This is a genomic window from Mycolicibacterium hippocampi (assembly GCF_010723735.1).
GTDB classification, from domain to species: domain Bacteria; phylum Actinomycetota; class Actinomycetes; order Mycobacteriales; family Mycobacteriaceae; genus Mycobacterium; species Mycobacterium hippocampi.
In genome coordinates, this window is sequence record NZ_BLLB01000002.1 from 2,653,820 (window position 1) to 2,676,182 (window position 22,363).

Here is a 22,363-nt window from a genome sequence, read left to right on the forward strand (position 1 = left end):
TCACGCCGAAATCGCCAATTCAGGTGGTCAGGAGGGTTGCGCCTGCGGTGCCCGGCGCGCCGTAGAGCTGGGCGAAACCCACCTTCGGCTCGCCGGGGATCTGGCGGTCGCCGGCCTGCCCGCGCAGCTGCCGGACGATCTCGTGGAGCTGCCGCAATCCGGACGCGCCGATCGGCTCGCCGTTGGCCAGCAGGCCGCCGTCGGTGTTGACCGGCATGGTGCCGCCGATCTCGGTGGCACCGTCGGCAATCAGCTTCTCCTGATCGCCGTCGGCGCAGAAGCCGGCCTCGGCCATGTGGATGACCTCGGCGCCGGCATCGGTGTCCTGCAGCTGGATCACGTCGACCTCCGAGGGTGCGATGCCTGCCTTCTGGAAGGCCGCGCGGGCGGCGTACACCGTGGGTGCTACGTCCTCCTCGACCGGCGCGAAGGTCGTGTTGACCTCGTAGGCGCCGTACTTGCGGGTGCGCACCTCGACCGCTCGGACGTACACCGGCTTGCTGGTGTACCGGTGGGCTATGTCGGCGCGACACATCACCACCGCCGCCGCTCCCTCGTCCGGTGAGCAGAACATGTACTGAGTCAGTGGGTAATTGAGCATCGGAGAGTCGAGGATCGCATCCTCGGCCATCGGCTTGCGGCGGAAGGCGTTGGGATTCAACGCTCCGTTGCGGAGGTTCTTGTTGACGACCTTGGCCAGGGTCCGGTGGCTTATGCCGTGCTCGTGGCAGTAGCGGTTGGCCTTCATGCCGAAGAACTGCGTCGTCAGATACTGACCGTTCTCGGCGTACCAACTCGGCATGCCGACCAGTGCCGGGTCCTCGGTGAAAGCGCCGCGAGGATGCTTGTCCAGTCCCACCGCGATACCGATGTCGTAGTCACCCAACCGGATACCGTCGGCACACGCCTTGGTGGCACTGGCGGCCGTGGCACACGCGTTGAACACGTTGGTGAACGGAATGCCCGACAGGCCGATCATCCCGACGATCGCGTCGGGGTTGGCTACCGTCCAACTGCCGCCTACGCCGAATTGAATGTCGTTCCAGGTGATTCCGGCGTCGGCGACGGCGGCGGTGATGGCCTCGACGCCCATCTGCATCGCCGACTTGCCTTCGAACCTGCCGAACGGGTGCATTCCCACACCGATGATCGCGACGTCATGCATGTCAGGATTTCCTCTCGGTCAGACCGGCGGGTCCGTTGTGCGTTTCCGGGTCGTGCTGACCAGCCAACGGTAAATCTTACGGTAAAGCGACTCAGCCGGGAACGTCCGGTGCCGGGCGCCGTCGTACGAGCTGAGCCTGCTGGATCGCGGCCACCGCGCCGACCTCGTCGAAGAGGGTGCCGCGGGAGATGCCGACTCCGTCTGTGCCGTAATGATTCTCGGAGCGTACCCCGACCCACTGTCCTTCCGGAAGGCGATGGATGTGCACCGCGAGGTCGGTGTTGAGGAACGTCCACTCCGTCGGGTCGAGCCGGGTTCCCATACCGTTGGCGATATCGGCCACCGCGAACAGCTGTTGAGTCGGCGTCATCGACTCACCGGCGACCAGGTCGACCAACGGCCTGGCCCAGCACTGGGCCTGCACACTGTTGAGGATGTCGTTGAGCCAGCGCCAGTCCAGGCTCTGGATGTAGGTCTGATCCGAGCCCGCCTCGGCGATGCGGCGTCGCCCCTCGGCCACCGGAGGAAGTGGCTCGGCGGGCGTGAAGTGCAGCTCGTCGGTATCCGTGTGCTGGAACCGCCAGGCAGTCGCCTTCGCGACCGGTCGCGGTGTGCCGTCGGGTCCGGGCGCGGTCATCTCTGCGGCGACCAGCTCGATCCGCGTCCCCGGACGCTCGACGCGGGCGTTCACCCACAGCCGGTCGGTGACCGGGACCGGCCCGAGGAGGTCGACCACCACTCTGCTGATGCGCGAATCGTCTCGCGGGGAGCAGCGTTCCAGTGCCCTGACCAGGAGCGCCGACACCGGGGCGGCGTTCTGCATCGTCGAGCCCCACGTGCTGACCACATGTTCGGAGGCCGCGAACCGCTCCCCGCGGGGATCGGCAGAGTCGATCAGCTCGTAATAGGCGTCGGTCACGTCCCGGTCCTGTCTTTCGCGCACGGCGGTCGCCTGCCGCAGGATATGGTCGGACTTATCGAAAGTGCAACCGGAGGCCTTACAGGACGTCACCGGGGGTCGATGAGATCCCGGAGGCGTTCGGCGGGGCACACGGTCGCATTCGCCGCTCGCACCCGGCCCGCCAGCTCCCGGTCCGAGGTCGCGACCCTGAGCAGTTCGGGATGCGGATCGGAGGCGACCAGCCTGACGATCTCGTCGTCGGCGGAGTTCGGTGCAGCGGCTGACGCGTGGGCCACGGTGATGGCCGTCGACTGGATCGGCGGAGACGGCGGCCGCTCGAATACCACGGTCACGTCGAGCCCGTCGCGCACTGCCCAGCCCTCCAGGCGGTCCACCAGGGTGGCCATCGCGCGGTGCCGGTCGCGCCACCAACCGTCGGGGCGGCATCCGATCACGTTCATACCGTCGACAATCCAACGCATCCCGATCAGACTATCCCGGTAGCGAAGCTGGTAAGGGGACCCATCATGGCCGACAAGATCGAACACAAGGTCACGTTCTGCCGGATCTGTGAGCCGCTGTGCGGCATGATCGCCACCGTCGAGGACGGTCGGCTCGTCGCGTTGCGGCCCGACAAGCGTCATCCGTTGTCTGCGGGATTCGCCTGCCAGAAGGGGATCGCCTTCACCGAGGTGGTCAACGACCCCGATCGGGTCACGGTGCCGCTGCGCCGCACAGCCGACGGGTTCGAGGAGGTCAGCTGGGACGAGGCGATGGCCGATATCGCCTCGCGGCTCTCGTCGATCCTGCGGGAGCGCGGGTCGGGTGCGGTCGGCTGGTACTTCGGGAATCCGGGGGCGTTCAGCTATTCACATGTGCTCGCCGCGTTGGCCTTCGTGAAGGGCCTCGGCAGGCGCTCGCATTTCTTCACGGCGTCGTCACAGGACACCAACAGCCGCCTGATGGCCAGCCAGCTGCTCTACGGCACGCCGACATCGGTGCCGATCCCGGACCTGCACCGCACCGACCTGCTTGTCGTGATGGGCGCCAACCCCGTGGTCTCCCACGGCAGTTTCCTGACCGCCCCGCGGATCAAGGACCTGATGCACGACATCCTCAAGCGCAACGGTCGGGTCGTGGTGGTCGATCCGCGCAGATCCGAGACCGCGTCGCAGTTCGAATGGTGCGGGATCGTCCCGGACACCGATTCCCATCTGCTGCTGTCGCTGCTGCAGGTGATGTTCGCCGAGGAACTGGTCGACACGTCCAGGCTGATGTCCTACGCCGAAGGACTCGACTGGCTCCGCTGTCTCGCGGAACCGTTCACGCCCGAGGCGACACAACCCCACACCGGCATCGATCCCGGCGCGGTTCGGGGTCTGGCGCGCGACCTCGCCACGACGCCGCGCGCGGCGATCTACGGACGGTTGGGAACCTGTGCGGGCAGGTACGGGACCCTGACGTCGTATCTGATCGACGTGGTGAACCTCGTCGCCGGCAACCTCGACGTCGCAGGCGGATCGGTGTTCGGAAGCCTGGATCTGCCCGGGCAACGCTGGGTGAACATGGCGTTGGGTGCGGTACTGCGGCGCACCTACCGGCGCAGGCGTTCTCGCATCGGCGGGTTCCCGTCGCTGATCGGTTCGGAGCCGGCGGCGTTGATGGCCAAGGAGGTCTGCACCCCGGGTGAGCGCCAGATGCGAGCGCTGTTCATCAGCGCAGGCAATCCGGTTCTGTCGGTCCCCAACGGCAACGAATTGGAATCGGCACTGGGGTCGCTGGAACTGTCTGTGGCACTGGACTTCTACCTGACGGAGACGACGTCACAGTGCGACTACATCCTGCCCGTGACGACCATGTACGAACGGGACGACTTCCCGTTGACGTTTCAGGCGTTTCAGGCCACGCCGTTTCGCCAGGCGACCGAAGCCGTGGTGGCGCCGATCGGGCAGGCCCGTCCCGAGTGGGTGATCGTCGGCGAGTTGATGCGGCGGCTGTCGGGCCGGGTGACCGCGTTCAAGGTGCTGTCGGCCACGGGCAGGCTGCTCACACGGGTGGGGTTGCAGGCCTCACCCCGACTGCTGGCCGACGGCATCATCAGATCGACCGCCGGCGGGAACCTGTTCGGGCTGCGCCGCGGCGGCCTGACCTTCGCTCGCCTGACCGATCGTCACCCACACGGGAGCGTGATCGCCCCGAACCTGAGCACCGGCGTGCTGAAGAAGAGCATCAGCTACCCACGCGGCCGAATCCGCCTGGTACACGACGAGATCGCCGAACAGGTCGCGATGTTGTCGCGCAACCACCATCCCGACGGCTACCCGCTGCGGATGATCGGTATGCGGGAACCGCGATCGGAGAACTCCTGGATGCACAACTCGCCGTTGCTGATGCGCGGAGAGCGCACCCATCACGGGCTGATGCACGTCGACGACGCCGCGGAAATGAACATCGGCGACGGCGACGAGGTCCGGGTCAGCTCGCCGTTCGGACAGATCACGGTTCCGGTCGCCGTGACGAAGGACATCGTGCCGGGGGTCATCGCGGTGCCCCACGGTTGGGGCCACAAGGGAACCGGCGGCTGGCGCCTGGCCAACCGGGCCGGAGGCGCGAATGTCAACCAGCTGACCTCCAGCGACCCGGCCGACGTCGAGTCCCTGTCGGGAATGGCGTGGCTGACCGGCGTGCCGGTACGCATCGACACCTTGTGACTCCCGCCGGAACGGTATTCCAGCAGAGGCTCACTCGCATTTTGGCTGCTGGAATACCGTTCCGGCAGCGGGGCGTCAGGCGATGGCGCCGCTGTCCTTGAGCGCTTCGATGCGGTCCCAGTCCAGGCCGAGTTCCATCAGCACGATCTCGGTGTGCTCGGAAGCCTGCGGCGCGCGGGTGGTCTCCAACGGCTCGTGATTGAACTGAACCGGCCCCCGTACCACCTTGAACGGCTTGCCGCCGTCGCCGGCCTCCACCTCGACGATCATGTCGTTGGCGATGGCCTGCTCGTCGGTGCCGAGGTCGACCAGGCTCTGGAACGGCGCCCACTGGCCCTTCATGGTCTTGAGGTGCTCGCGCCAGTAGTCGAACGGCTTGCTGCGGATCGAGTCGGCGATCATCTCCGCTGCGGCCCCGGCATTCTCGATGAGGGGCAGGACGTCGGAGAAACGCGGGTCGTCGGCCAGTTCGGCTAGGCCGAGATGGGTGAACGCATCGCGGATGTACCCGGTGGGGCTGACGATGCACAGGTTGATGGTGCCGCCGTCGGAGGTCAGGTAGTTGCCCAGGAACGGATTGACCGTCGGGCCCACCGAGTCGGGCATCAGCGAGCGCATGGTCTCGCCGGACTCCATGCCCTGTGTCACGCTTGCGCCCGCTGCCCACCACGCGGTGCTCAACAGCGACACGTCGATCTCCGCGGTCTCGCCGGTACGTTCGCGGTGGAACAGTGCCGCCGCGATTCCGCCGGCGATGTTCATCCCGCCGATCGAGTCCCCGAACGCCGGGATGCCCTGCGACAGAGCGCCTCCGATCTCCTCGGGAGTCAGTGCGTGGCCCACTCCGCTGCGGGTCCAGAACGCGGTGCCGTCGAACCCGCCGACCGTGCGCTCGGGACCCTTGTCGCCGTAGGCGCTTCCGCGTGCATAGATGATGTCGGGATTCACCGCACGGATGTGCTCGACATCGAACTTGTTCTTCTGCCGGGCCTGCGGCATGTAGTTGGTGAGGAAGACGTCGGCGGTCCGGGCGATCTCGTAGAGCACCTCCTGACCGTCGGGCGTGGAGATGTCGATGCCGACGCTTCGCTTGCCGCGGTTGGGGTGCTCGATCAGCGGATGGCGGTTGGGGTCCATCTGGAAGCCGCCCATGTTGATGAACCCGCGTTGGGTGTCGCCCCGCACCGGATGCTCGACCTTGATCACATCGGCGCCCCAGTCGGCGAGGATCGCGCCGGCAGCCGGGACGAAGGTGAACTGAGCTACCTCGAGGACACGAACGCCCTCCATGACCTTGATCAAGTCGATCCCCATCCTGACGTCGCTGTCGCACGGCTTTCAGGAAGCGAGTCTAGCGGAGTCGAGATACTGTAATCTTTACCGTTGAACATCCGAGAAAGCCGCCCGGAGGTGCAGGTGAGCGACGGCGTCATGGAACGTGCTGAGACCAGCGTCGAGGTGGGCGTGCGTGCGGGGCGGCGGGCCGAGCGCAGGATGCTCATCGCGGGCGACCTCGTCGCGGCCGCCTCCGGTGCTGAGTTCGACAACGTCAGCCCGGCCACCGGGGACCTGCTGGGCTCCACAGCCGCGGCCGGCGCACCCGACATGGACCGGGCGATCGGCGCGGCACGCAAGGCGTTCGACACCGGCGATTGGTCGACCAACAGATCACTGCGCCGGCGGTGCCTCGAACAGCTACAGGGCGCACTGGAGGCCGAGAAGGAGCACCTACGGGACGAACTCGTCGCCGAGGTGGGTTGCCCGGTGATGACGACTCAGACGGCGCAGCTGGACTGGCCGCTGGCCGAGGCGCTGCGCTATCCCACGCAGCTGATCGACGAGTTCGAATGGGAACGGACCCTCGACGGCGGCGGCCTGTTCGGCGACCGCAACGTGCGCACCGTGGTCAAGGAGGCGGCGGGCGTCGTCGCCGCGGTGACCCCGTCGAACTTCCCGATCGAGGTCATCCTCAACAAGCTCGGACCTGCGCTCGCGGCCGGTAACACCGTCGTCCTCAAGCCCGACCCCAACACCCCGTGGAACGCCACCCGGCTCGGCAGGCTCGTCGCCGAGCACACCGACATCCCACCCGGGGTGCTCAACGTCGTCACCACACCGTCCAACGATGTCGCCGGCATGCTGGGCACCGATCCCCGCGTCGACCTGGTGTCTTTCACCGGTTCGACCGCGGTCGGCAGGCTGCTGATGCGCCAGGGCGCCGACACGATGAAGCGGATGTTCCTGGAGCTCGGCGGCAAGTCCGCCGCGATCGTGCTCGACGATGCCAACCCCGCGGTGATCGTCCCGACCGCGGTGGGCGTGTGCGTGCACGCCGGCCAGGCCTGCGCGGCTACCAGCCGAATGCTGATCCACCGGTCGCTGTACGACCAGGCGGTCGCCGACATCACCGCGGCGTATCAGTCTGTCCCTGTAGGTGATCCGGCCGACCCCGGGACGCTCGTCGGGCCGGTGATCAGTGCCGCGCAACAGGACCGCGTGCTGTCCGCGATCGAGGGCGCGCGGCGCGACGGCGCCCAGATCACCGTCGGTGGAGGACCCGCGGGCGGCCTACCCGCCCATCTGGCCGGCGGGCACTTCGTCGCCCCGACGGTCATCGTCGGCGTCGACAACGGTGCCGCCATCGCTCAGCAGGAGATCTTCGGGCCGGTCCTCGTCCTGTTGCCGTTCGATGACGACGACGACGCTGTGCGCATCGCCAACGACAGCATGTTCGGACTGGCAGGCGCGGTGATGTCGCGGTCGGCCGAACGCGGGATGGCGATCGCGCGGCGTGTCCGCACCGGCTCGTTCGGCGTCAACGGCGGGATGTTCTACGGCGCCGACGCACCGTTCGGGGGCTACAAGAGCAGCGGTGTCGGCCGGCAGTGCGGCATCGAGGGCTTCGCGCAGTATCTCGAGACCAAGACCATCGCCCGCCGGGTGCGTCGGCAGAGCTGACCCGCCAGCGTGAAGCCATGGCTGTGGTCGGCCCGCAAACCACAGCCAGGAATTCTATTTCGCGGCGGATGGGGTGAAGGTCACCGGCAACGCCGTCGGTGACCGGAACGGCTGACCATGGATGTGCGGGTCGCCGTCGAGGACCAGTTCGATGTCCGACAGCCGGTCCAACAGGCACTCGACGGCGACCCGGGTTTCCATCCGCGCCAGGTGCAGACCCATACACGTGTGCTCGCCCGCGGCGAAAGAGAGGTGCGGCAGCCGTTTACGGAAGATGTCGAACTCCTCGCAGCGTTCCCAGCGCTGCGCGTCGCGGTTGGCCGAACCGATGCAGACGTCGATCACCGAACCCGCCGGAATCGCCACGCCCTCGACCTCGGTGTCCTCGGTGGCGAAGCGTTGCACCGTGGTCAACGGGGTCTCGTAGCGCAGACCCTCCTCGATCGCCGAGCCGATGAGGTCACGGTCGGCCACCACCGCCTCGAACTGATCGCGGTGAGTGAGCAACAGGTACAACAGGTTTCCCGACGAGCGGTAGGTGGTCTCCAGCCCGGCGGGCAGTAGCAGCCGCAGGAAAGAGAAGATGGCCTCGTCGCTGAGTTTCTCGCCGTCGATATCGGCCGACACCAGGTCGCCGATGATGTCTTCGGTCGGCGCGGAACGGCGTTTGTCGATCTGCCCGAGGAAGTAGTCCTTCAACGCCGTGGAGGCTTCGAACGCCCGCTTGTACTTGACCGTGTAGCTGATCAATTCGACCGCACGCTTGCGGAACCAAGGCAGGTCCTCTTCGGGCAGGCCCAGCAACCTGGAGATGACGCGGGTGGGGAACTCGAAGGTGAAGTCGCGCACCAGATCGGCTTCGCCGGACTCGACGAACTCGTCGATGAGTCCGTTGACAACAGGCCGGACGATCTCGGGTTCCCAGCGCGCCAGCGATCGCGACTTGAACGCCGCCGACACCAGGTTGCGATGCTCCCAGTGCGGCTTGCCCTCCATCGCCAGGATCGTCGGGCCGATGAACAGGCCGATGGTGGAGTCGTAGATCTTCGAGTTGAACACCTTGCCGTCGCGGAACACCCGATTGACGGCATCGAACGAGACCGCGGCGTAGAGGTTCTCGGGCTTGAGCGACTCCGGCGTTTTCGACCAGTCCATGACCGAGCCGCGGAAGACGCCACCGTCGGAGCGCCGGCGCGCGAACATGGGGTAGGGGTCGCGTAGGTCGATGGGCTCGTCCATCGCGACAGCCTGTGCCGGGGTTTCCACGTCTGGCCTCCAGTCGGGGTTCTACAGCTTGCCCAGGCAGATACTGTAACGCTTACAGTATTGCGTGTACACCCTGACCCGTCACAGGGTGATCGGCTCGCCCGCGGTCATGGAGCTGACGAACCCCGAGTCGATCTGCACGTCTTGTCCGTTGATCCATTGCGCGGCATCGGAGCCCAGGAAGGCGATGGCAGGCACGATGTCGTCGACAGTGCCGTGCCTGCCGTAGGTCGACCGCAGGAAGTCCAGTACGTCCTTGCCCATCGAGCGTTCGAAGTCGGGGAGGATCGGGGTCTCGACCGGCCCAGGGCTGACGGTGTTGATCCGTACGCCGTACCTGGCCAGCGCCGGGCCGGACAGGCGCTTGGCGTAGAGGATGACTGCCTGTTTGGAGGAGGTGTAGACGGGATAGTCGGGGTCCTGGCGGTCCTGCCACCTCTGGACCGACTCCGCATCGGTGGCTTCCAGGAGTTCCGACAGTGCGTCAAGTCGTTGCTCCCAGCCGATGCCGGCGGTCGAGGCGACCGCCACCACCGCGCCGCCGCGACGCAGGCGCGGCAGCATGCTCTCGGTCATCAGTCGCATGCCGAGGTAGTTGACCGTCAGCACGTCATGGGCGGGCGCGGTGCCCGGCACCCCGGCGACGTGCGCGAGAAGGTCCCATCCGCTGCCGAGTCCTTCGGTGAGATCGTGGATGCTGCGGGCGTCGCGCAGATCGCACTGCGCGTACTCGGAAGCAGGTGTTTCAGTGGGCTTCAGGTCGACCGCCATGACGTGGTCGCCGTGCTCGTGGAAGTGTGCGGCCACCGCCGCGCCGATCCCGGATCCGGCACCGACGACGACGACCTTGCGCATACCCACCGACCTCTCGGGACACGGGCCCGCGCTGCCCGGAACGACACTGAACGACACTGAACGACACTGAACGACACTGAACGACACTGAACGACACTGAATGACACTGAATGACCGACAGTAAGGGTGACAGTAATCGATTTCCGGCGACCGGACAATGTGCAGACAGTGTTACTGTTGTCCTTACCGGATGAGCGTCTGACGGAGGAACTGCGTATGGTCATGTCGCTTGACGAGGTCCTCCACCGACAGCGCCAGGCGTTCCTGGCCGACGGACCTCCCGACGCGGCCCTACGGCGCAACCGGATCGACCGACTGCTGGCGTTGGTGCTCGACAACGCCGACGACTTCGTCGACGCGATGGCCGCCGACTTCGGCACCCGGCCCCGGGCGGGGTCGCTGTTCACCGAGATACTGGGCATGATCTCGGTCATCGAGCACACCAGAGCTCATGTGCCGCAGTGGATGCGGGCGACGAAGTTGATGCGTGCGGCGCGGGTGTTCGGCATGAAGGCCGAAGTCGAGCCCTCGCCGTTGGGGGTGGTGGGCATCATCGGTCCCTGGAACTTCCCGATCAATCTGGTGGTGCTGCCCGCCTCGGCGGCGTTCGCGGCAGGCAACCGCGTGATGATCAAGATGTCGGAGATCACGCCGCGCACCGCCGAGTTGATGGAGACGCGTGCCTGCGACTACTTCGACCCTGCCGAGCTGCATGTCGTCACCGGCGACACCACGGTCTCGGCGGCCTTTGCGGCTTTACCTTTCGACCACTTGTTCTTCACCGGCTCGCCGGCGGTGGGCGGGCTGGTCCAACGGGCCGCGGCGGCCAACCTGGTGCCGGTGACCCTCGAACTCGGTGGCAAGAATCCGGTCGTGGTGTCACCCGGTGCCGACATCACCCGGGCGGCCACCCGGATCACCCAGGGGCGCATGATCAACGGCGGCCAGGTCTGCGTGTGTCCCGACTACGTCTTCGTGCCGGCCGGTCGTACCGACGAGTTCGTCGGCGTCGTCCGTAGCACCCTGCGCTCGATGTTCCCGTCGATCGTGACCAACACCGACTACTGCTCGTCGGTCAACGACGCGAACTTCGACCGCGTCGTCGGGCTCATCGACGATGCCCGGACCAAGGGTGCCCAGGTGGAGGCGGTGGCACCGCCCGGCGAGCACCTGCCCGACCGTCACACCCGCAAGATCGCCCCGACCATCGTGCGCGGCGTCGACGACAGCATGCTCATCGCCACCGAGGAGACGTTCGGCCCGGTCCTGACCGTGCGCACCTATGACCGTCTCGCCGACGTCGTCGACTACGTCAACGCCCGCCCGGCACCGTTGGTGGCGTACTGGTTCGGACCGGACGACCACGACTTCAGAAGCTTCGTGCAACGCACCCGAAGCGGTGGTGTCGCCCGTAACGACTTTGCCGCACAGATGATTCCGTCGGCGGCGCCGTTCGGGGGCGTGGGTCGCAGCGGCATGGGTGCCTACCACGGCAAAGCGGGGTTCGACACCTTCAGCCATCACCGCACCGTGGTCGGCACCGACCTGCCGTTCACCATCACCGGGCGTGCCGCGCCGCCGTTCTCCCGGCCGATGCGTGCCACCACGTCGTTGGCCCTGACGATGGCGCGCAACCGCACCCGCCGCAGACTCAGGAGTCGCTGACGGCCTGTTCGCGGGCCCACCGGTAGTCGGCCTTGCCTGCCGGACTGCGTTCGATCGCGGGCCGGAACACCACTGCCTTGGGCAGCTTGTAGCGCGCGATCACCTCGGCGGCATGGTCGATGATCTGCTGCGCATCGGCGGTGGCACCGTCGGCCAGCGCGACGACGGCCACCACCTCCTGACCCCACCGCTCACTCGGTCGTCCGGCAACCACCACGTCGGCGACAGCAGGGTGCGACGCGATCGCGGACTCCACCTCCTCGGCGAAGATCTTCTCGCCACCGGAGTTGATCGTCACCGAGTCGCGGCCGAGCAACTCCACCGACCCGTCCGCCAGATGGCGGGCACGGTCGCCGGGGACGGAGTACCTGACCCCGCCGATGACGGGGAATGTCGCCGCGGTCTTGACCGCGTCACCCTTGTAACCGAGTGGAACGTAACCGCGTTGGGCCAGCCAACCCATGCCTTCGTGGCCGGGTTCCAGGATCGACGTGAGATCCTCGGAGGCGACGAAGGTGTCCGGTCCCGCCGTGAACTTGCCGGTCGACACCGCGCCCGACGCCGACATGTGGGTCATCTGGGCGCCGGTCTCCGAGGAGCCGACGCCGTCGACGACCATCAGGTTGGCCTTGCTGTCGATCAGGCGCTGCTTGGCCGTCGGGGTCAGCTGGGCGCCGCCGTTGGCCACCACCGCCAGCGACGACAGATCCGCCTCGGTGCGCTCGAACGCGTCGGCCAACGGACGGGCCATCGCGTCGCCGACCACCGTCACCGCCATGACCTTCTCCCGCTCGATGGTGCGCACCACGTCGTCGACGTCGAGGTGGCTGGTGACCGGCGAGAACACCACGGTCTGACCTGTGTTCATCGCCGTCAGCACGGCCCACTGGGCGGCGCCGTGCATCAGCGGCGGTAACACCATCAGCTTGGTGCCGGGCGCCTCGGCGCAACGGTTGGCGATGTCCTGGTAGCTGGTGGCCAGCTCGCCGGTGTAGAGACTGCGGCCGCCGAACGAGGTCATGAAGATGTCGTGCTGACGCCACAGCACGCCCTTGGGCATGCCCGTGGTCCCACCGGTGTAGAGCACGTAGAGGTCGTCGGGTGAGGGTTGCACCGGTGGCGGCTCGGCGGTCGCGCCGGCGATGATCGATTCGTAATCCACAGCGCCCGGCAACAGCTCGTTGCCCGAGTCGTCGGCGATCTGGATCAGCACCTCGAGCGCCGGTAGCTCGGCCAGCACCTCGGCCAGCCGCGGTGCGAATGCGGCGTGGTACAGCAGTGCGGTCGCACCGGAGTCCGACAGCAGGTACTGCAGTTCACTCTTGACGTAGCGGTAGTTCACATTGAACGGCGCGACACGGGCACGCCACGCGCCCAGCATTCCCTCGACATACTCGGGACCGTTGTGCGCGTAAATGCCCAACAGGTCCTGGCCGGCCTCGTGGCCCGGTAGCTCGGAGCGCTCGGTGTGACAACCCAGCCCGCGGGAATGCAGATAGCCGGCCAAACGGGTGGACCGATCCACGACCTGTGCGTAGCTGAAGCGGCGATCACCTTGGACGATGAACTCGCGATCGCCGATGACGGCAGCGACGGCATCGGCGGCGGCCGGGACGGTGAACTGGATCGACTCGGTCATGGGAGGCACTCTAGACGCCCGCACACGACGGGTAGACAGTTGGTCCAAAGTTGTATGGCCATCAGGTGCGCTCCCAAGCCGTGATGAGTTCGTCGGTGGTGGTGACCGTCGCCAGAAGGGACAGTGTGTTGTCGATGATCGCCTCCGCGTAGTGGGTTGGGATTCCGGCGACCGCGTCGCGCGGGAGCACGACGCGATAGGCCGCGTTGACCGCGTCCATCACCAGGTTGATGATCGCGACATTCACCGAGACCCCGACTGCGACGATGGTGGACACCCCGAGGTTGCGCAGGATGGAATCCAGGTCCGTACCACCCATCGGCCCGAGGCCGTGGCACCGCGCCAGCACGAGATCAGTTGGGCGGAAATCGAGTTCGTCAATCAGCTGGGTGCCCGGGCTACCGGGGCTGATGTCCACGCCTGCAGCGCCGAACGCGAAGATCTTGGCGTTGTGGTTCGAACCCAAGCCGTCGGGGCGGCGCTGCACCACACAGTGCACGACCGATACTCCGGCCGCACGGGCCGCGGGAAGCAGCTTGGCGATGTTCGGCAGCGCCTCACGGCGCGCTTCGTCGGCCAGCATCCTCAGTCCGGCATCCGGCCCGACGATCGCCCCCTGGCACTCCTGGGTGACGACGGCAGTGTGCTCGGGCCCCACCAACTCGGCCAGGTCGGGCGTCATGTCGTGGCGACCGGTTGTCCGGTCGGGGGCACGTCGTAGAACTGCGTCGCCCACTTCCGCATGGCCATGTACGGTTTCGCGTCGACCTTCGCCAAGGGCGGGTTCTCGACGTACTTCTGGTAGCGCCAGATGTCGCAGTCCTCCCAGACGGTCTTGAGGAACTGGCGTTCGACCTTGGCGCGCACGTGGTCCGGCGGGATGTCGGACGTCTCGCCGGGCTCCTTGGGCCACCAGATGGAATAGAACATGTCCGACACTTCGTCGTCGACGGGGGTGCACGCGAAGATCAACCGATGATTCGACGAACCCTCGAAGGCGCTCATCGCGAAGCCGAGGCCGGAGAAGTGGCTGTGGATGCGCAGCGCCATCTCACCGGGATCGTCGCTACGGGCATCGGGCCAGCCGGTCAGGAAGCGCCACTCCTCGCCGACGTGCTCCCAGTGCAAGCAGACCGGCGTCACGGTGGCGCCGTGCACATATCGGAAATGGGAACTGTCGGGGCCATTTTCGGCGACGATCTGCGGATGCACCGGGATCGCACCGGCGCGGCTGGAGAATTCGGGATAGGGGCGGTAGTAGGTATTCGCGTCGGTCTCGAACTGAGGGAACTTCAAGAAGATGTCCGGTAGCTCCCACTGGGGCCCCATACCGTCGGGTTGGTGCCACACGAAGATGCAGCCGTACTGCTCCTTGACCGGGTAGGACCGAAGGCGCAGTGCCCGGTTGGGGCGGTCCGGTTGGTACGGAATGTAACGGTTGGTCCCATCCGGTCCCCAGCGCCAGCCGTGGAACGGGCATTCGACGCAGTCGCCGACGACCGTGCCACCGTGCCCGATGTGGGCGCCGAGGTGTTTGCAGTGGGCTTCGAGCACATGCAGTTCGCCCGAGGCGTCGCGGTAGGCGGCCAGTTCCTCGCCGAAGTACTTCAGTGCCCGCACGTCACCGACCTCGAACTCCGCCGACCAGCCGATCATGAACCACCCGGTGACCTTCCAGGTGAACGGAACCTTCACGGGGCCTCCCTCGAGGTGGCAGAGATACACCGGAATCCGCACGGCTCCGGCGACAATACTGTAATAGTTACAGTAGTATCTCCAAACAGTCTGGACCACCGAATCGCGGCGAGGAAATGTGACAGGACACGCGGACGTGATCGTCATCGGTGCCGGTTTCTCCGGACTGTATGCGCTGCATCGTCTGCGTGAACTGGGCTTCCGGGCGCAGATCCTGGAGAAGGCCGACAGTGTCGGCGGCACTTGGCTGTTCAACCGCTACCCGGGAGCGCGGTGCGACATCGAGAGCATCGAGTACTCCTACAGCTTCTCCGAGGAGATCCAGCAGGAGTGGGTGTGGACCGAGACGATGCCGGCCCAACCCGAGATCGAGGCCTACCTCAACTTCGTCGCCGATCGCCTGGACCTGCGCCGCGACATCGTGTTCGGTACCGAGGTCGTGTCGATGACCTATGACGAGGACGCGGCGGTGTGGGGCGTCGAGACCGCCGCCGGCGAATCGTTCGTCGCCCCGTTCGTCGTCGCCGCCTCTGGCATCCTCTCGGTGCCGCTGGAACCCGCCATCGACGGCATGGACAGCTTCGCCGGCACGTCGCTGTTCACCAGCCGCTGGCCGGCCGAAGACGTCGACCTCACCGGCCGACGTGTCGGCGTCATCGGCACCGGATCGACCGGCGTGCAACTCATCCCCGTGGTGGCACGGGAGGCCGGGCACCTCACCGTGTTCCAGCGTTCACCGGCGTACACGCTGCCGTGGCAGGTCCGTCCGTTCGAGCCGGGTGAGCTCGACGAACTGAAGAGCAACTACGGCCAGATCCGGCAAGCGCAGCGTGCCCACCCCGTCGGAGCGGCCCGACTCAGCGCGTTCTCGGTGCTGCTCGACATGCTCGCCCGGCCGCCGCTGAAGGCGGCAACCCGTGAGGAGCAGCTGCGGGCGATCGACGAGAACGGCGTCATGGGTGCGCTCAGTTGGGGCGACATCTTCTTCGACATCGAGGCCAACCAGCGGGCCGCCGAACTCTACGGTGAGGCAGTGGCCCGCATCGTCGACGATCCCGCGACCGCCAAGGCGCTGAAGCCGACCCACCCGTTCGGCTGCAAGCGTCCGATCATCGATCAGGGCTATTACCAGACGTTCAACCGGGACAACGTGACCCTGGTCGACCTGCGCAACGACCCGATCGAGGCGGTGACGTCCGCGGGCATCCGGACCGGGCAACAACTGCACGAACTCGACGTGATCATCTACGCGACCGGTTTCGACGCGATGACCGGTGCGCTGACCCGCATCGACATCCGGGGCCGCGACGGCATGTCGTTGGCCGAATTCTGGGGGACCGAGGGACCGTACTCTTACCTCGGCATCGCGGTGTCCGGGTTCCCGAACCTGTTCATCATCCAGGCGCCGGGAAGCCCTTCGGCGGCGACCAATTTTGTTGCCGCACTGGAACAGCACGTGGAGTGGATCGGCGACTGCCTGTCCCACCTGCGCGCACACGGCCACCGCACCATCGAAGCGCTGCCGGATGCCCAGCACGACTGGATCGAACACACCACGGCGCTGGTTGCTCCGACCGTGCTGGTCCACCCCACCTGCAACTCCTGGTACAACGGCGGCAACGTCCCCGGCAAGAAACGGATGTACATGGGCTACACCGCGGGGATCCCGGAATACCGGCGACGCTGCGACGAGATCGCCGCCGCGGGCTACACCGGGTTCGAGCTCGGGTGAGAACCACAGAACGCGCTTGGCGCATCGGTCGCGACTTCGCCGGGGTGCTGCCGCGGGCGCACGCGGCGGTAGCGGGTGCGGGTGGCTGGAACCCGTTGTCGTCGAACGGCGCCCGCCAGTTCGGCGAGGTCGTGCTCGACGAACTGGCGTTGTCGGGCATGACGTTGACCGCGCCTCCGCCGAAGCTGGAGCGCACCGCGGACTCCTGTACCGCCGCGGCCGCCGAGCTCACCGGGCTGGGCCTGGTGGGGGCACACTCCGCACCCGAGCCGCTTCAGACCGCCTCGGTGCGACGCCGGCGCTTCGGTCGGCAGAGCTACGAGCAGCTGACGTTCCAGCACGACCCGCTCCTGCCGGACTCGCTAGCCGCAGAGGGCTTCGGCGGTACTGCGACCGCCGTGGTGCACCTGTGCCGACAGGGGGAGGCTCGGCGGCCTTGGCTGGTGTGGGTGCACGGAGCGGGCCAGGGCCAGCCGCTCGATCTGGTGTTCTCCCGCGCGCGCCGGATCCAGGAGGAACTCGGGTTCAACATCGCGCTGCCGGTGCAGCCAGGATGCGGGGTCCGTCGCGACAGCTGGCCCGCCTATCCCAACATGGATCCGCTGGCCAATGTCGCCGGGATGATGCGCGCGGTCTCAGAGGTGCGCGCCGTGCTGCGATGGCTCAGGCCGCAGGCGAGTGCAGTCGCGGTGTCCGGTGTGTCGATGGGCAGCCCGGTCGCGGGCCTGGTGGCCCACCTCGAGCCTGTCGACGCGGTGGCGGTGTACACGCCGATCTTCGGTTTGAACGCGATGATCGCCGCGCACCTGGGCCGCTGGGGGCCGTCGGTGACGGACACCATCAATCTGTTGCGCTCCGACATCGTGGAACGCGTGATGTCGGTCGTCGACTACCAGGCGGTGGTCCCGTCGTCGCCGCCGGAGCGCCGGCTGATCGTCGGGGCATGGCACGATCGGATGGCCGATCGCGAACCCGCGCTGGCGCTTCACCGGCGCTGGGGCGGCGAGCTGCACTGGCATCAGGGCAGTCATGTCGGTCATCTGTTCGCCGGCGGAGTCAAGCAGGCCTCGGAACGGTTTCTCCGCGACGTCAGCCTGGATGCGGGCCGTAGTCCCGGATGAGCCGCTCCCGCAGGTTTTTCAGCTCCAGTTCGAGGTCGTAACGATCGGCCAGCACCAGCCAGAGGTAGGCGATGCCGTACACCGATGAGCTGATGTCGTTGACGGCACGCCCGACGTCGATCCCGGCCTGCACCGAACCATCGGCGATGCCCTTCTCGAGACCCGCTTTGACCTTCTGCATGCCGACGTCGAGCTGGCCCAGCGAGCGGGGACGCAGCGGTGAGGTGCTCTTCACCGCCTCGAAGGCGGCGACGAACATCGCCCGCAGCAACTCGGGGTCCTCGGAGGCGAGCCGGCCGATCCGGTCCAGATGCGCGAGCGCATGTCGCAGACCGTCGGCCTCGGGGTCGAGATCGGGGCTCAGCTGCGCCATGTACTCACGCATGAAGATCGCGTCCAGCACGGCGTCTTTGCTGCCGTACCGGGCGTGCACCATGGCCCGGCTGTATCCGGCCCGGCGCCCGATCTCCGCGGCCGTCGTTGCCTCCCAGCCCTTTTCGATGATCAGCTCGGCCGCGGCGCGCGCCAGCTTGCGGCTGGAGATCTCGACCCGTTCCGGCTGTGTCAGGCCGCGACTTGGGGTGGGCACCCTTGCATATTAGACGATCGACAATTAAGTTAGTTGCATTGCGTCAAATATGTGGCGGAGGAACTCGATGGTGAGTGCGGGCACGGCGTCGGTTCCCGGCGGTGTCGACGAGGTGACCCCGCGCTGGCTGACCGACGCACTCGGCACCACCGTCACCGACGTCCGCGTCGAGCGGATCGCCCAGGACACCGGCTTTTCGTCACTGCTCTACCGGTTGCACCTGACCGCCGGCGTGGAGGTGCCTGCCACGCTGATCGCGAAGCTGCCCGCACAGTCGGAGGCGCGCGGAGCCATGGAACTCCTCGGTGGCTACCGGCGCGAGCTGGCCTACTATCGGCACGTCGCGGGTCGGGCGCCGATGGCCACCCCGAAGGTGTACGCCGCCGAGATGGCCGAGGATTCAGCCGACTTCGTGCTGCTACTCGAAGACCTGCGGCACTGGGAGAACGCCGACCATCTCGCTGGCCTGGACATGGATCGGGCACGGTTGTGTATCGAAGCGCTGGCCGGGCTTCACGGCTGGTCCTGCGACTCGGCCAACCGGTCCGTGCTGCAGCACTTTCCGAGCCTCGACACGCCGCTGGCTCGTGGCCTGCTGCTGCCCGCATTCGCGCCGGGCTGGCAGATCTACCGTGACCGCTGCACCGGCTTAGTGCCGGCCGGCCTCGCCCGGTTCGCCGAGACCTTCGCCGAACGGGCCGCCGCGGCCCTGCCCGTGCTCACCGAACGGGACATGTTGCTGCACGGCGACATCAGGGCCGACAACCTGTTCTTCGACGGTGACCGGCTGAAGGTCGTCGACTTCCAGTTCGCCGCATGCGGTGCCGGTGCGGCCGATATCGCCTACCTGGTCACACAGGGGCTACCGACCCGGACGCGGGAGGGCCACGACCAAGCCCTGGTGCGGCACTACCTCGACCATCTCGCTGGGTTCGGCGTCACCGACTACTCGTTCGACGAGGCCTGGCGGCACTACCGATTCGCCGCCGTCTACCTGATGGTGCTTCCGGTGATCACCCTCAACGGTTGGGACACGTTGCCGCAACGATCTCGTCAGCTGTGCCTGGCGCTCACCGACCGGGCGATCGCCGCCATCGACGAGATCGGCGCCCTGGAGGTGTTCGGGTGACCCGATCGGCGCGTGAGGTCGTGGAGTTGTACAACCTGGTCGTCTGGAACGAACGCAACTTCGCGCTCGCCGACGAACTGCTGGGGGACTCGGTGATCCGTCATGATGTGGGGGAGGTGACGACCTTGACCCACGACGAAGCCGTGCGGCGGGTCGTCGACCATTGGGAGATGTTCGAGACGATCCGTTTTGACCTCAACCTCGTGGTCGCCGGTGACGACGGTGAGCACGTGGCGGTCGTCTACCAGTCGCCGATGAAGCTCAAAGACGGCACCGAGACCGCCGTCGGCAGCATGGAGATCTTCCGCGTCGTAAACGGCAGGATCACCGAGGTCTGGAATTGTGGCTACAAGCAAGGAGTCTGGGCGTGACCGAACCTGTGCTCGATGAGCTCGGCTATTACCTTCTGGCGGGCGCCGGGGGTGAAGGCCCGGCCACGCTGATGGACGAGGCCCGCCACGGAGAGGAGCTGGGGTTCGGCACGGCGTTCATCTCCGAACGGTGGAACGTCAAGGAGGCGTCGTCGCTCACCGGTGCCGCACTGGCGGTGACCAGCCGCATGCAGATCGCCACCGCGGCTACCAATCACAACACCCGCCATCCACTGATCACCGGATCGTGGGCGACCACCATGCACCGGCTGTCCGGCGGCCGCTTCACGCTCGGGCTGGGTCGGGGGATCGCGGCGATGTACAACGCGTTCGGCGTGCCCGCCGTGACGACCGCGCAGATGGAGGACTTCGCACAGGTCATGCGCAAGCTCTGGCACGGTGAGCTGGTCTTCGACCACGATGGGCCGATCGGCAAGTACCCGGTGCTGTTCCTGGATCCGGACTTCGACGAGGACATCCGGTTGGCCCTCGTCGCGTTCGGCCCGCAGACCCTGGCGCTGGGGGGCCGGGAGTTCGACGACGTCATCCTGCACACCTACTTCACCCCGGAGACGTTGCAGCGCGCCGTCAAGACCGTCAAGAACGCCGCGGAGCAGGCCGGCCGTGACCCCGCCGCCGTGCGGGTGTGGTCGTGCTTCGCCACCGTGGGCGACCACCTGCCCGAGGAACTACGGCTGAAGAAGACCGTGGCGCGGCTGGCCACCTATTTGCAGGGTTACGGTGACCTGCTGGTCAAGACCAATGGCTGGGATCCCGCTGTCCTGCAACGCTTCCGGGATGACAAGGTGGTGCAGTCGATTCCCGGCGGCATCGACCACAAGGCCACCGCAGAGCAGATCGAGCACATCGCCACGCTGATTCCCGAGGAGTGGCTCGAGCCTTCTGCGACGGGATCAGCGCAGCAGTGCGTGGACCGGGTGCGTAAGGAGTTCGACTACGGCGCGGACGCGGTCATCATGCACGGGGCCACGCCCGTCGAACTCGAGCCGATCGTCGCGCAGTACCGCGCCACCGTGCACTAGGGGCTAAGGGGTGATGACGGTGCGGCTCACCGGCCCGGCCGCCGCCTGGCGGCTGTAGATCCCGCGTTCCAGTGCGTCCAGCAACGCGTCCCTGGTCTCCTCGGGGTGGATCAGGTCGTCGAAGCCGAGATGGCCTGCCGACCGGAATGACGCGTCGACCTCTGCCTGGCGCAGTCTCTCCTCGACATCTTCGGCGGCGTGGGAGGCGCGGCTGAGCGCGGCCGCGCTCATCGCTCCCATCGTGGCCCCGGGGTAGGCGAACGTCGCGCTCTGGCTGTCGAAACCCAGCAGCGACATCACCATCGAGCCGAAGCCGTAGGCCTTGCGCAGCGTCACATGGAGTTTCAACGTCGTTGCAGCGGTCTGTGCGGCGAACATCCTGGCGCCGCTGCGCAGCACGCCCTGGCGTTCGGATCGGCTGCCCGGCATCATCCCGGGGTTGTCGGCGAGGAACACGATCGGCAGATGGAACGAGTCGGCCACGGCGATGAAGTGCGCCGCCTTGTCGGCGGCGTCGGCATCGATGGACCCCGCCATGACCTTCGGCTGGTTCGCCACCACAGCCACCGGATGACCCCCCAGATGGGCCAGCGCGCAGATCATCGCGGCGCCGAACTTCGGCTGGACCTCGAACCAGTCCGGGTCGTCGAAGACGACGTCGAGCACCGCGCGCATGTCATAGACCTGACGATTGCCGCGCGGCACGATCTGGAGCAGTTCGGGGGTCGAGCGCCGTGCGGTCGACTCGTCGGCAGGACGCGAGGTCGGATACGACCAAGCGCTCGACGGGAAGTAGGACAGGTAGCGGCGGATGTCGTCGAGCGCCACCGCGTCGTCCTGACCGAGGTTGTGGATCACGCCACTGGCCAGAGCGACCCCCGGGCCGCCGAGGTCTTCTTTCGAAATCTCCTCTCCGGTGGACTCTTTGACCACCGGGGGACCGGCGGTGAAGATCGCGCCCTGGCTCGTCATGATCGTCCAGTCACACACCGGAGCGACCAGGGCGCCATGCCCGGCGGACGGACCGAACAACCCGCCGACGGTGGGAACCTTGCCGGAACACTGCGCCTGTGCCAACAGATCGGTGGGGGTGCGGCCGTAGTGTTCACCACTGGGGCGAAAACCCGCACCCTCGAGCAGCATCACCAGCGGGATCCGATCCCGCAGCGCGAGTTCGGCCAGCCGGTAGCGCTTCGCGTTCCCGCCCGGGCCGATGCTGCCGGCCAGTGTGGTGAAGTCCTCGGCGCCCACCATCACCGGCGACGCGTTGATCAGGCCCGAGCCGGCGACGATCCCGTCGGCCGCGATCTCGCCGCCGACGAGGGTGCCGAACTCCCGGAACGACCCCTTGTCCAGCAGGTGATCAAGGCGGCCACGAGCATCCAGTTTGCCCTTGCCGTGGTGCTTGGCCAGGCGTTCCCCGCCCCCCATGCCCCGGGAGTGCTCACGGCGGCGCGCGAGTTCGTCGAGGGTGTCCTTCCAGTCCTCGGCTCTGGGCATTCGCTACTCCTGTCCCGATGATG

General features: G+C 66.9%; 19 protein-coding genes. 8 read left to right on the forward strand and 11 right to left on the reverse strand.

Going from position 1 to position 22,363, the window contains the following annotated elements; genetic code table 11:
* Nucleotides 1-19 precede the first annotated feature (19 nt).
* The 3 genes from G6N53_RS13860 to G6N53_RS13870 all read right to left on the reverse strand — a co-directional run bounded on the left by G6N53_RS13860 (nt 20) and on the right by G6N53_RS13870 (nt 2,548).
* Nucleotides 20-1,165: a thiolase family protein gene (locus G6N53_RS13860; protein WP_163889185.1), complete on the reverse strand. Its 1,146-nt coding sequence runs from the start codon at nt 1,163-1,165 to the stop codon at nt 20-22.
* 91 nt (nt 1,166-1,256) lie between these two features.
* A complete protein-coding gene (locus G6N53_RS13865) occupies nt 1,257-2,084 on the reverse strand; it encodes a thioesterase family protein (RefSeq protein ID WP_163889187.1) in 828 nt (275 codons plus the stop codon).
* An 89-nt stretch (nt 2,085-2,173) separates the two neighbouring features.
* The gene (locus G6N53_RS13870) at nt 2,174-2,548 is read right to left on the reverse strand and encodes an NYN domain-containing protein (protein WP_163889189.1); all 375 of its coding nucleotides are present in this window, start codon (nt 2,546-2,548) and stop codon (nt 2,174-2,176) included.
* Between the two features lie 45 nt (nt 2,549-2,593).
* Between G6N53_RS13870 and G6N53_RS13875 the strand changes: the two genes are divergently transcribed.
* Complete coding sequence (locus G6N53_RS13875; protein ID WP_163889191.1) at nt 2,594-4,777, forward strand: molybdopterin-containing oxidoreductase family protein; 2,184 nt, start codon at nt 2,594-2,596, stop codon at nt 4,775-4,777.
* Between the two features lie 75 nt (nt 4,778-4,852).
* Here G6N53_RS13875 and G6N53_RS13880 read toward each other — a convergent pair whose 3' ends face one another.
* Nucleotides 4,853-6,067, reverse strand: coding sequence for a CaiB/BaiF CoA transferase family protein (locus G6N53_RS13880; RefSeq protein WP_163895864.1), 1,215 nt, complete (start codon nt 6,065-6,067; stop codon nt 4,853-4,855).
* Between the two features lie 141 nt (nt 6,068-6,208).
* Here G6N53_RS13880 and G6N53_RS13885 point away from each other — a divergent pair, with 141 nt between their 5' ends.
* Complete coding sequence (locus G6N53_RS13885) at nt 6,209-7,735, forward strand: aldehyde dehydrogenase family protein (RefSeq protein WP_163895866.1); 1,527 nt, start codon at nt 6,209-6,211, stop codon at nt 7,733-7,735.
* A gap of 54 nt (nt 7,736-7,789) precedes the next feature.
* Here G6N53_RS13885 and G6N53_RS13890 read toward each other — a convergent pair whose 3' ends face one another.
* Nucleotides 7,790-8,974, reverse strand: a complete 1,185-nt coding sequence (locus G6N53_RS13890; RefSeq protein ID WP_163889193.1) for a cytochrome P450 — start codon at nt 8,972-8,974, stop codon at nt 7,790-7,792.
* Nucleotides 8,975-9,082: 108 nt separating this feature from the next.
* Nucleotides 9,083-9,856 carry a coniferyl-alcohol dehydrogenase gene (locus G6N53_RS13895; protein WP_163889195.1) on the reverse strand — a complete coding sequence of 258 codons (774 nt, stop codon included), beginning with the start codon at nt 9,854-9,856 and terminating at the stop codon, nt 9,083-9,085.
* Nucleotides 9,857-10,072: 216 nt separating this feature from the next.
* Here G6N53_RS13895 and G6N53_RS13900 point away from each other — a divergent pair, with 216 nt between their 5' ends.
* Nucleotides 10,073-11,521 (forward strand): coniferyl aldehyde dehydrogenase, encoded by a 1,449-nt coding sequence (locus tag G6N53_RS13900; protein ID WP_163889197.1) that lies wholly within the window; start codon nt 10,073-10,075, stop codon nt 11,519-11,521.
* Here G6N53_RS13900 and G6N53_RS13905 read toward each other — a convergent pair.
* The 3 genes from G6N53_RS13905 to G6N53_RS13915 all read right to left on the reverse strand — a co-directional run bounded on the left by G6N53_RS13905 (nt 11,508) and on the right by G6N53_RS13915 (nt 14,855).
* Nucleotides 11,508-13,160 (reverse strand): medium-chain acyl-CoA ligase Mig, encoded by a 1,653-nt coding sequence (locus G6N53_RS13905; protein ID WP_163889200.1) that lies wholly within the window; start codon nt 13,158-13,160, stop codon nt 11,508-11,510. The two genes, G6N53_RS13900 and G6N53_RS13905, sit on opposite strands and share 14 nt — an antisense overlap.
* A 61-nt stretch (nt 13,161-13,221) precedes the next feature.
* Nucleotides 13,222-13,842 carry a cysteine hydrolase family protein gene (locus G6N53_RS13910; protein WP_163889202.1) on the reverse strand — a complete coding sequence of 207 codons (621 nt, stop codon included), beginning with the start codon at nt 13,840-13,842 and terminating at the stop codon, nt 13,222-13,224.
* Nucleotides 13,839-14,855 carry an aromatic ring-hydroxylating oxygenase subunit alpha gene (locus G6N53_RS13915; protein ID WP_163889204.1) on the reverse strand — a complete coding sequence of 339 codons (1,017 nt, stop codon included), beginning with the start codon at nt 14,853-14,855 and terminating at the stop codon, nt 13,839-13,841. The genes G6N53_RS13910 and G6N53_RS13915 overlap by 4 nt, the downstream gene beginning before the upstream one ends.
* Before the next feature lie 118 nt (nt 14,856-14,973).
* On the opposite strand from G6N53_RS13915, the gene G6N53_RS13920 reads away from it, so the two are divergent.
* Nucleotides 14,974-16,587: a flavin-containing monooxygenase gene (locus tag G6N53_RS13920; protein WP_163889206.1), complete on the forward strand. Its 1,614-nt coding sequence runs from the start codon at nt 14,974-14,976 to the stop codon at nt 16,585-16,587.
* A complete protein-coding gene (locus tag G6N53_RS13925; RefSeq protein ID WP_163889209.1) occupies nt 16,584-17,708 on the forward strand; it encodes an alpha/beta hydrolase in 1,125 nt (374 codons plus the stop codon). The genes G6N53_RS13920 and G6N53_RS13925 overlap by 4 nt, the downstream gene beginning before the upstream one ends.
* On the opposite strand, the gene G6N53_RS13930 is transcribed toward G6N53_RS13925, so the two are convergent.
* Nucleotides 17,677-18,297, reverse strand: a complete 621-nt coding sequence (locus G6N53_RS13930; protein WP_163889211.1) for a TetR/AcrR family transcriptional regulator — start codon at nt 18,295-18,297, stop codon at nt 17,677-17,679. The genes G6N53_RS13925 and G6N53_RS13930 overlap by 32 nt on opposite strands.
* A 67-nt stretch (nt 18,298-18,364) precedes the next feature.
* Between G6N53_RS13930 and G6N53_RS13935 the strand changes: the two genes are divergently transcribed.
* Genes G6N53_RS13935 through G6N53_RS13945 form a run of 3 tightly spaced genes read left to right on the forward strand, consistent with a single transcriptional unit; the run spans nt 18,365 to nt 20,840 of the window.
* Nucleotides 18,365-19,426: a phosphotransferase gene (locus tag G6N53_RS13935; protein WP_163889213.1), complete on the forward strand. Its 1,062-nt coding sequence runs from the start codon at nt 18,365-18,367 to the stop codon at nt 19,424-19,426.
* The gene (locus tag G6N53_RS13940; RefSeq protein ID WP_163889215.1) at nt 19,423-19,797 is read left to right on the forward strand and encodes a nuclear transport factor 2 family protein; all 375 of its coding nucleotides are present in this window, start codon (nt 19,423-19,425) and stop codon (nt 19,795-19,797) included. The genes G6N53_RS13935 and G6N53_RS13940 overlap by 4 nt, the downstream gene beginning before the upstream one ends.
* The gene (locus tag G6N53_RS13945; RefSeq protein WP_163889217.1) at nt 19,794-20,840 is read left to right on the forward strand and encodes a TIGR03857 family LLM class F420-dependent oxidoreductase; all 1,047 of its coding nucleotides are present in this window, start codon (nt 19,794-19,796) and stop codon (nt 20,838-20,840) included. Before G6N53_RS13940 ends, G6N53_RS13945 begins: the two co-directional genes overlap by 4 nt.
* Before the next feature lie 3 nt (nt 20,841-20,843).
* Here G6N53_RS13945 and G6N53_RS13950 read toward each other — a convergent pair whose 3' ends face one another.
* On the reverse strand, nt 20,844-22,340 hold the full coding sequence (locus G6N53_RS13950) for an acyl-CoA carboxylase subunit beta (RefSeq protein WP_163889219.1): 1,497 nt from the start codon (nt 22,338-22,340) through the stop codon (nt 20,844-20,846).
* Nucleotides 22,341-22,363: the final 23 nt, after the last annotated feature.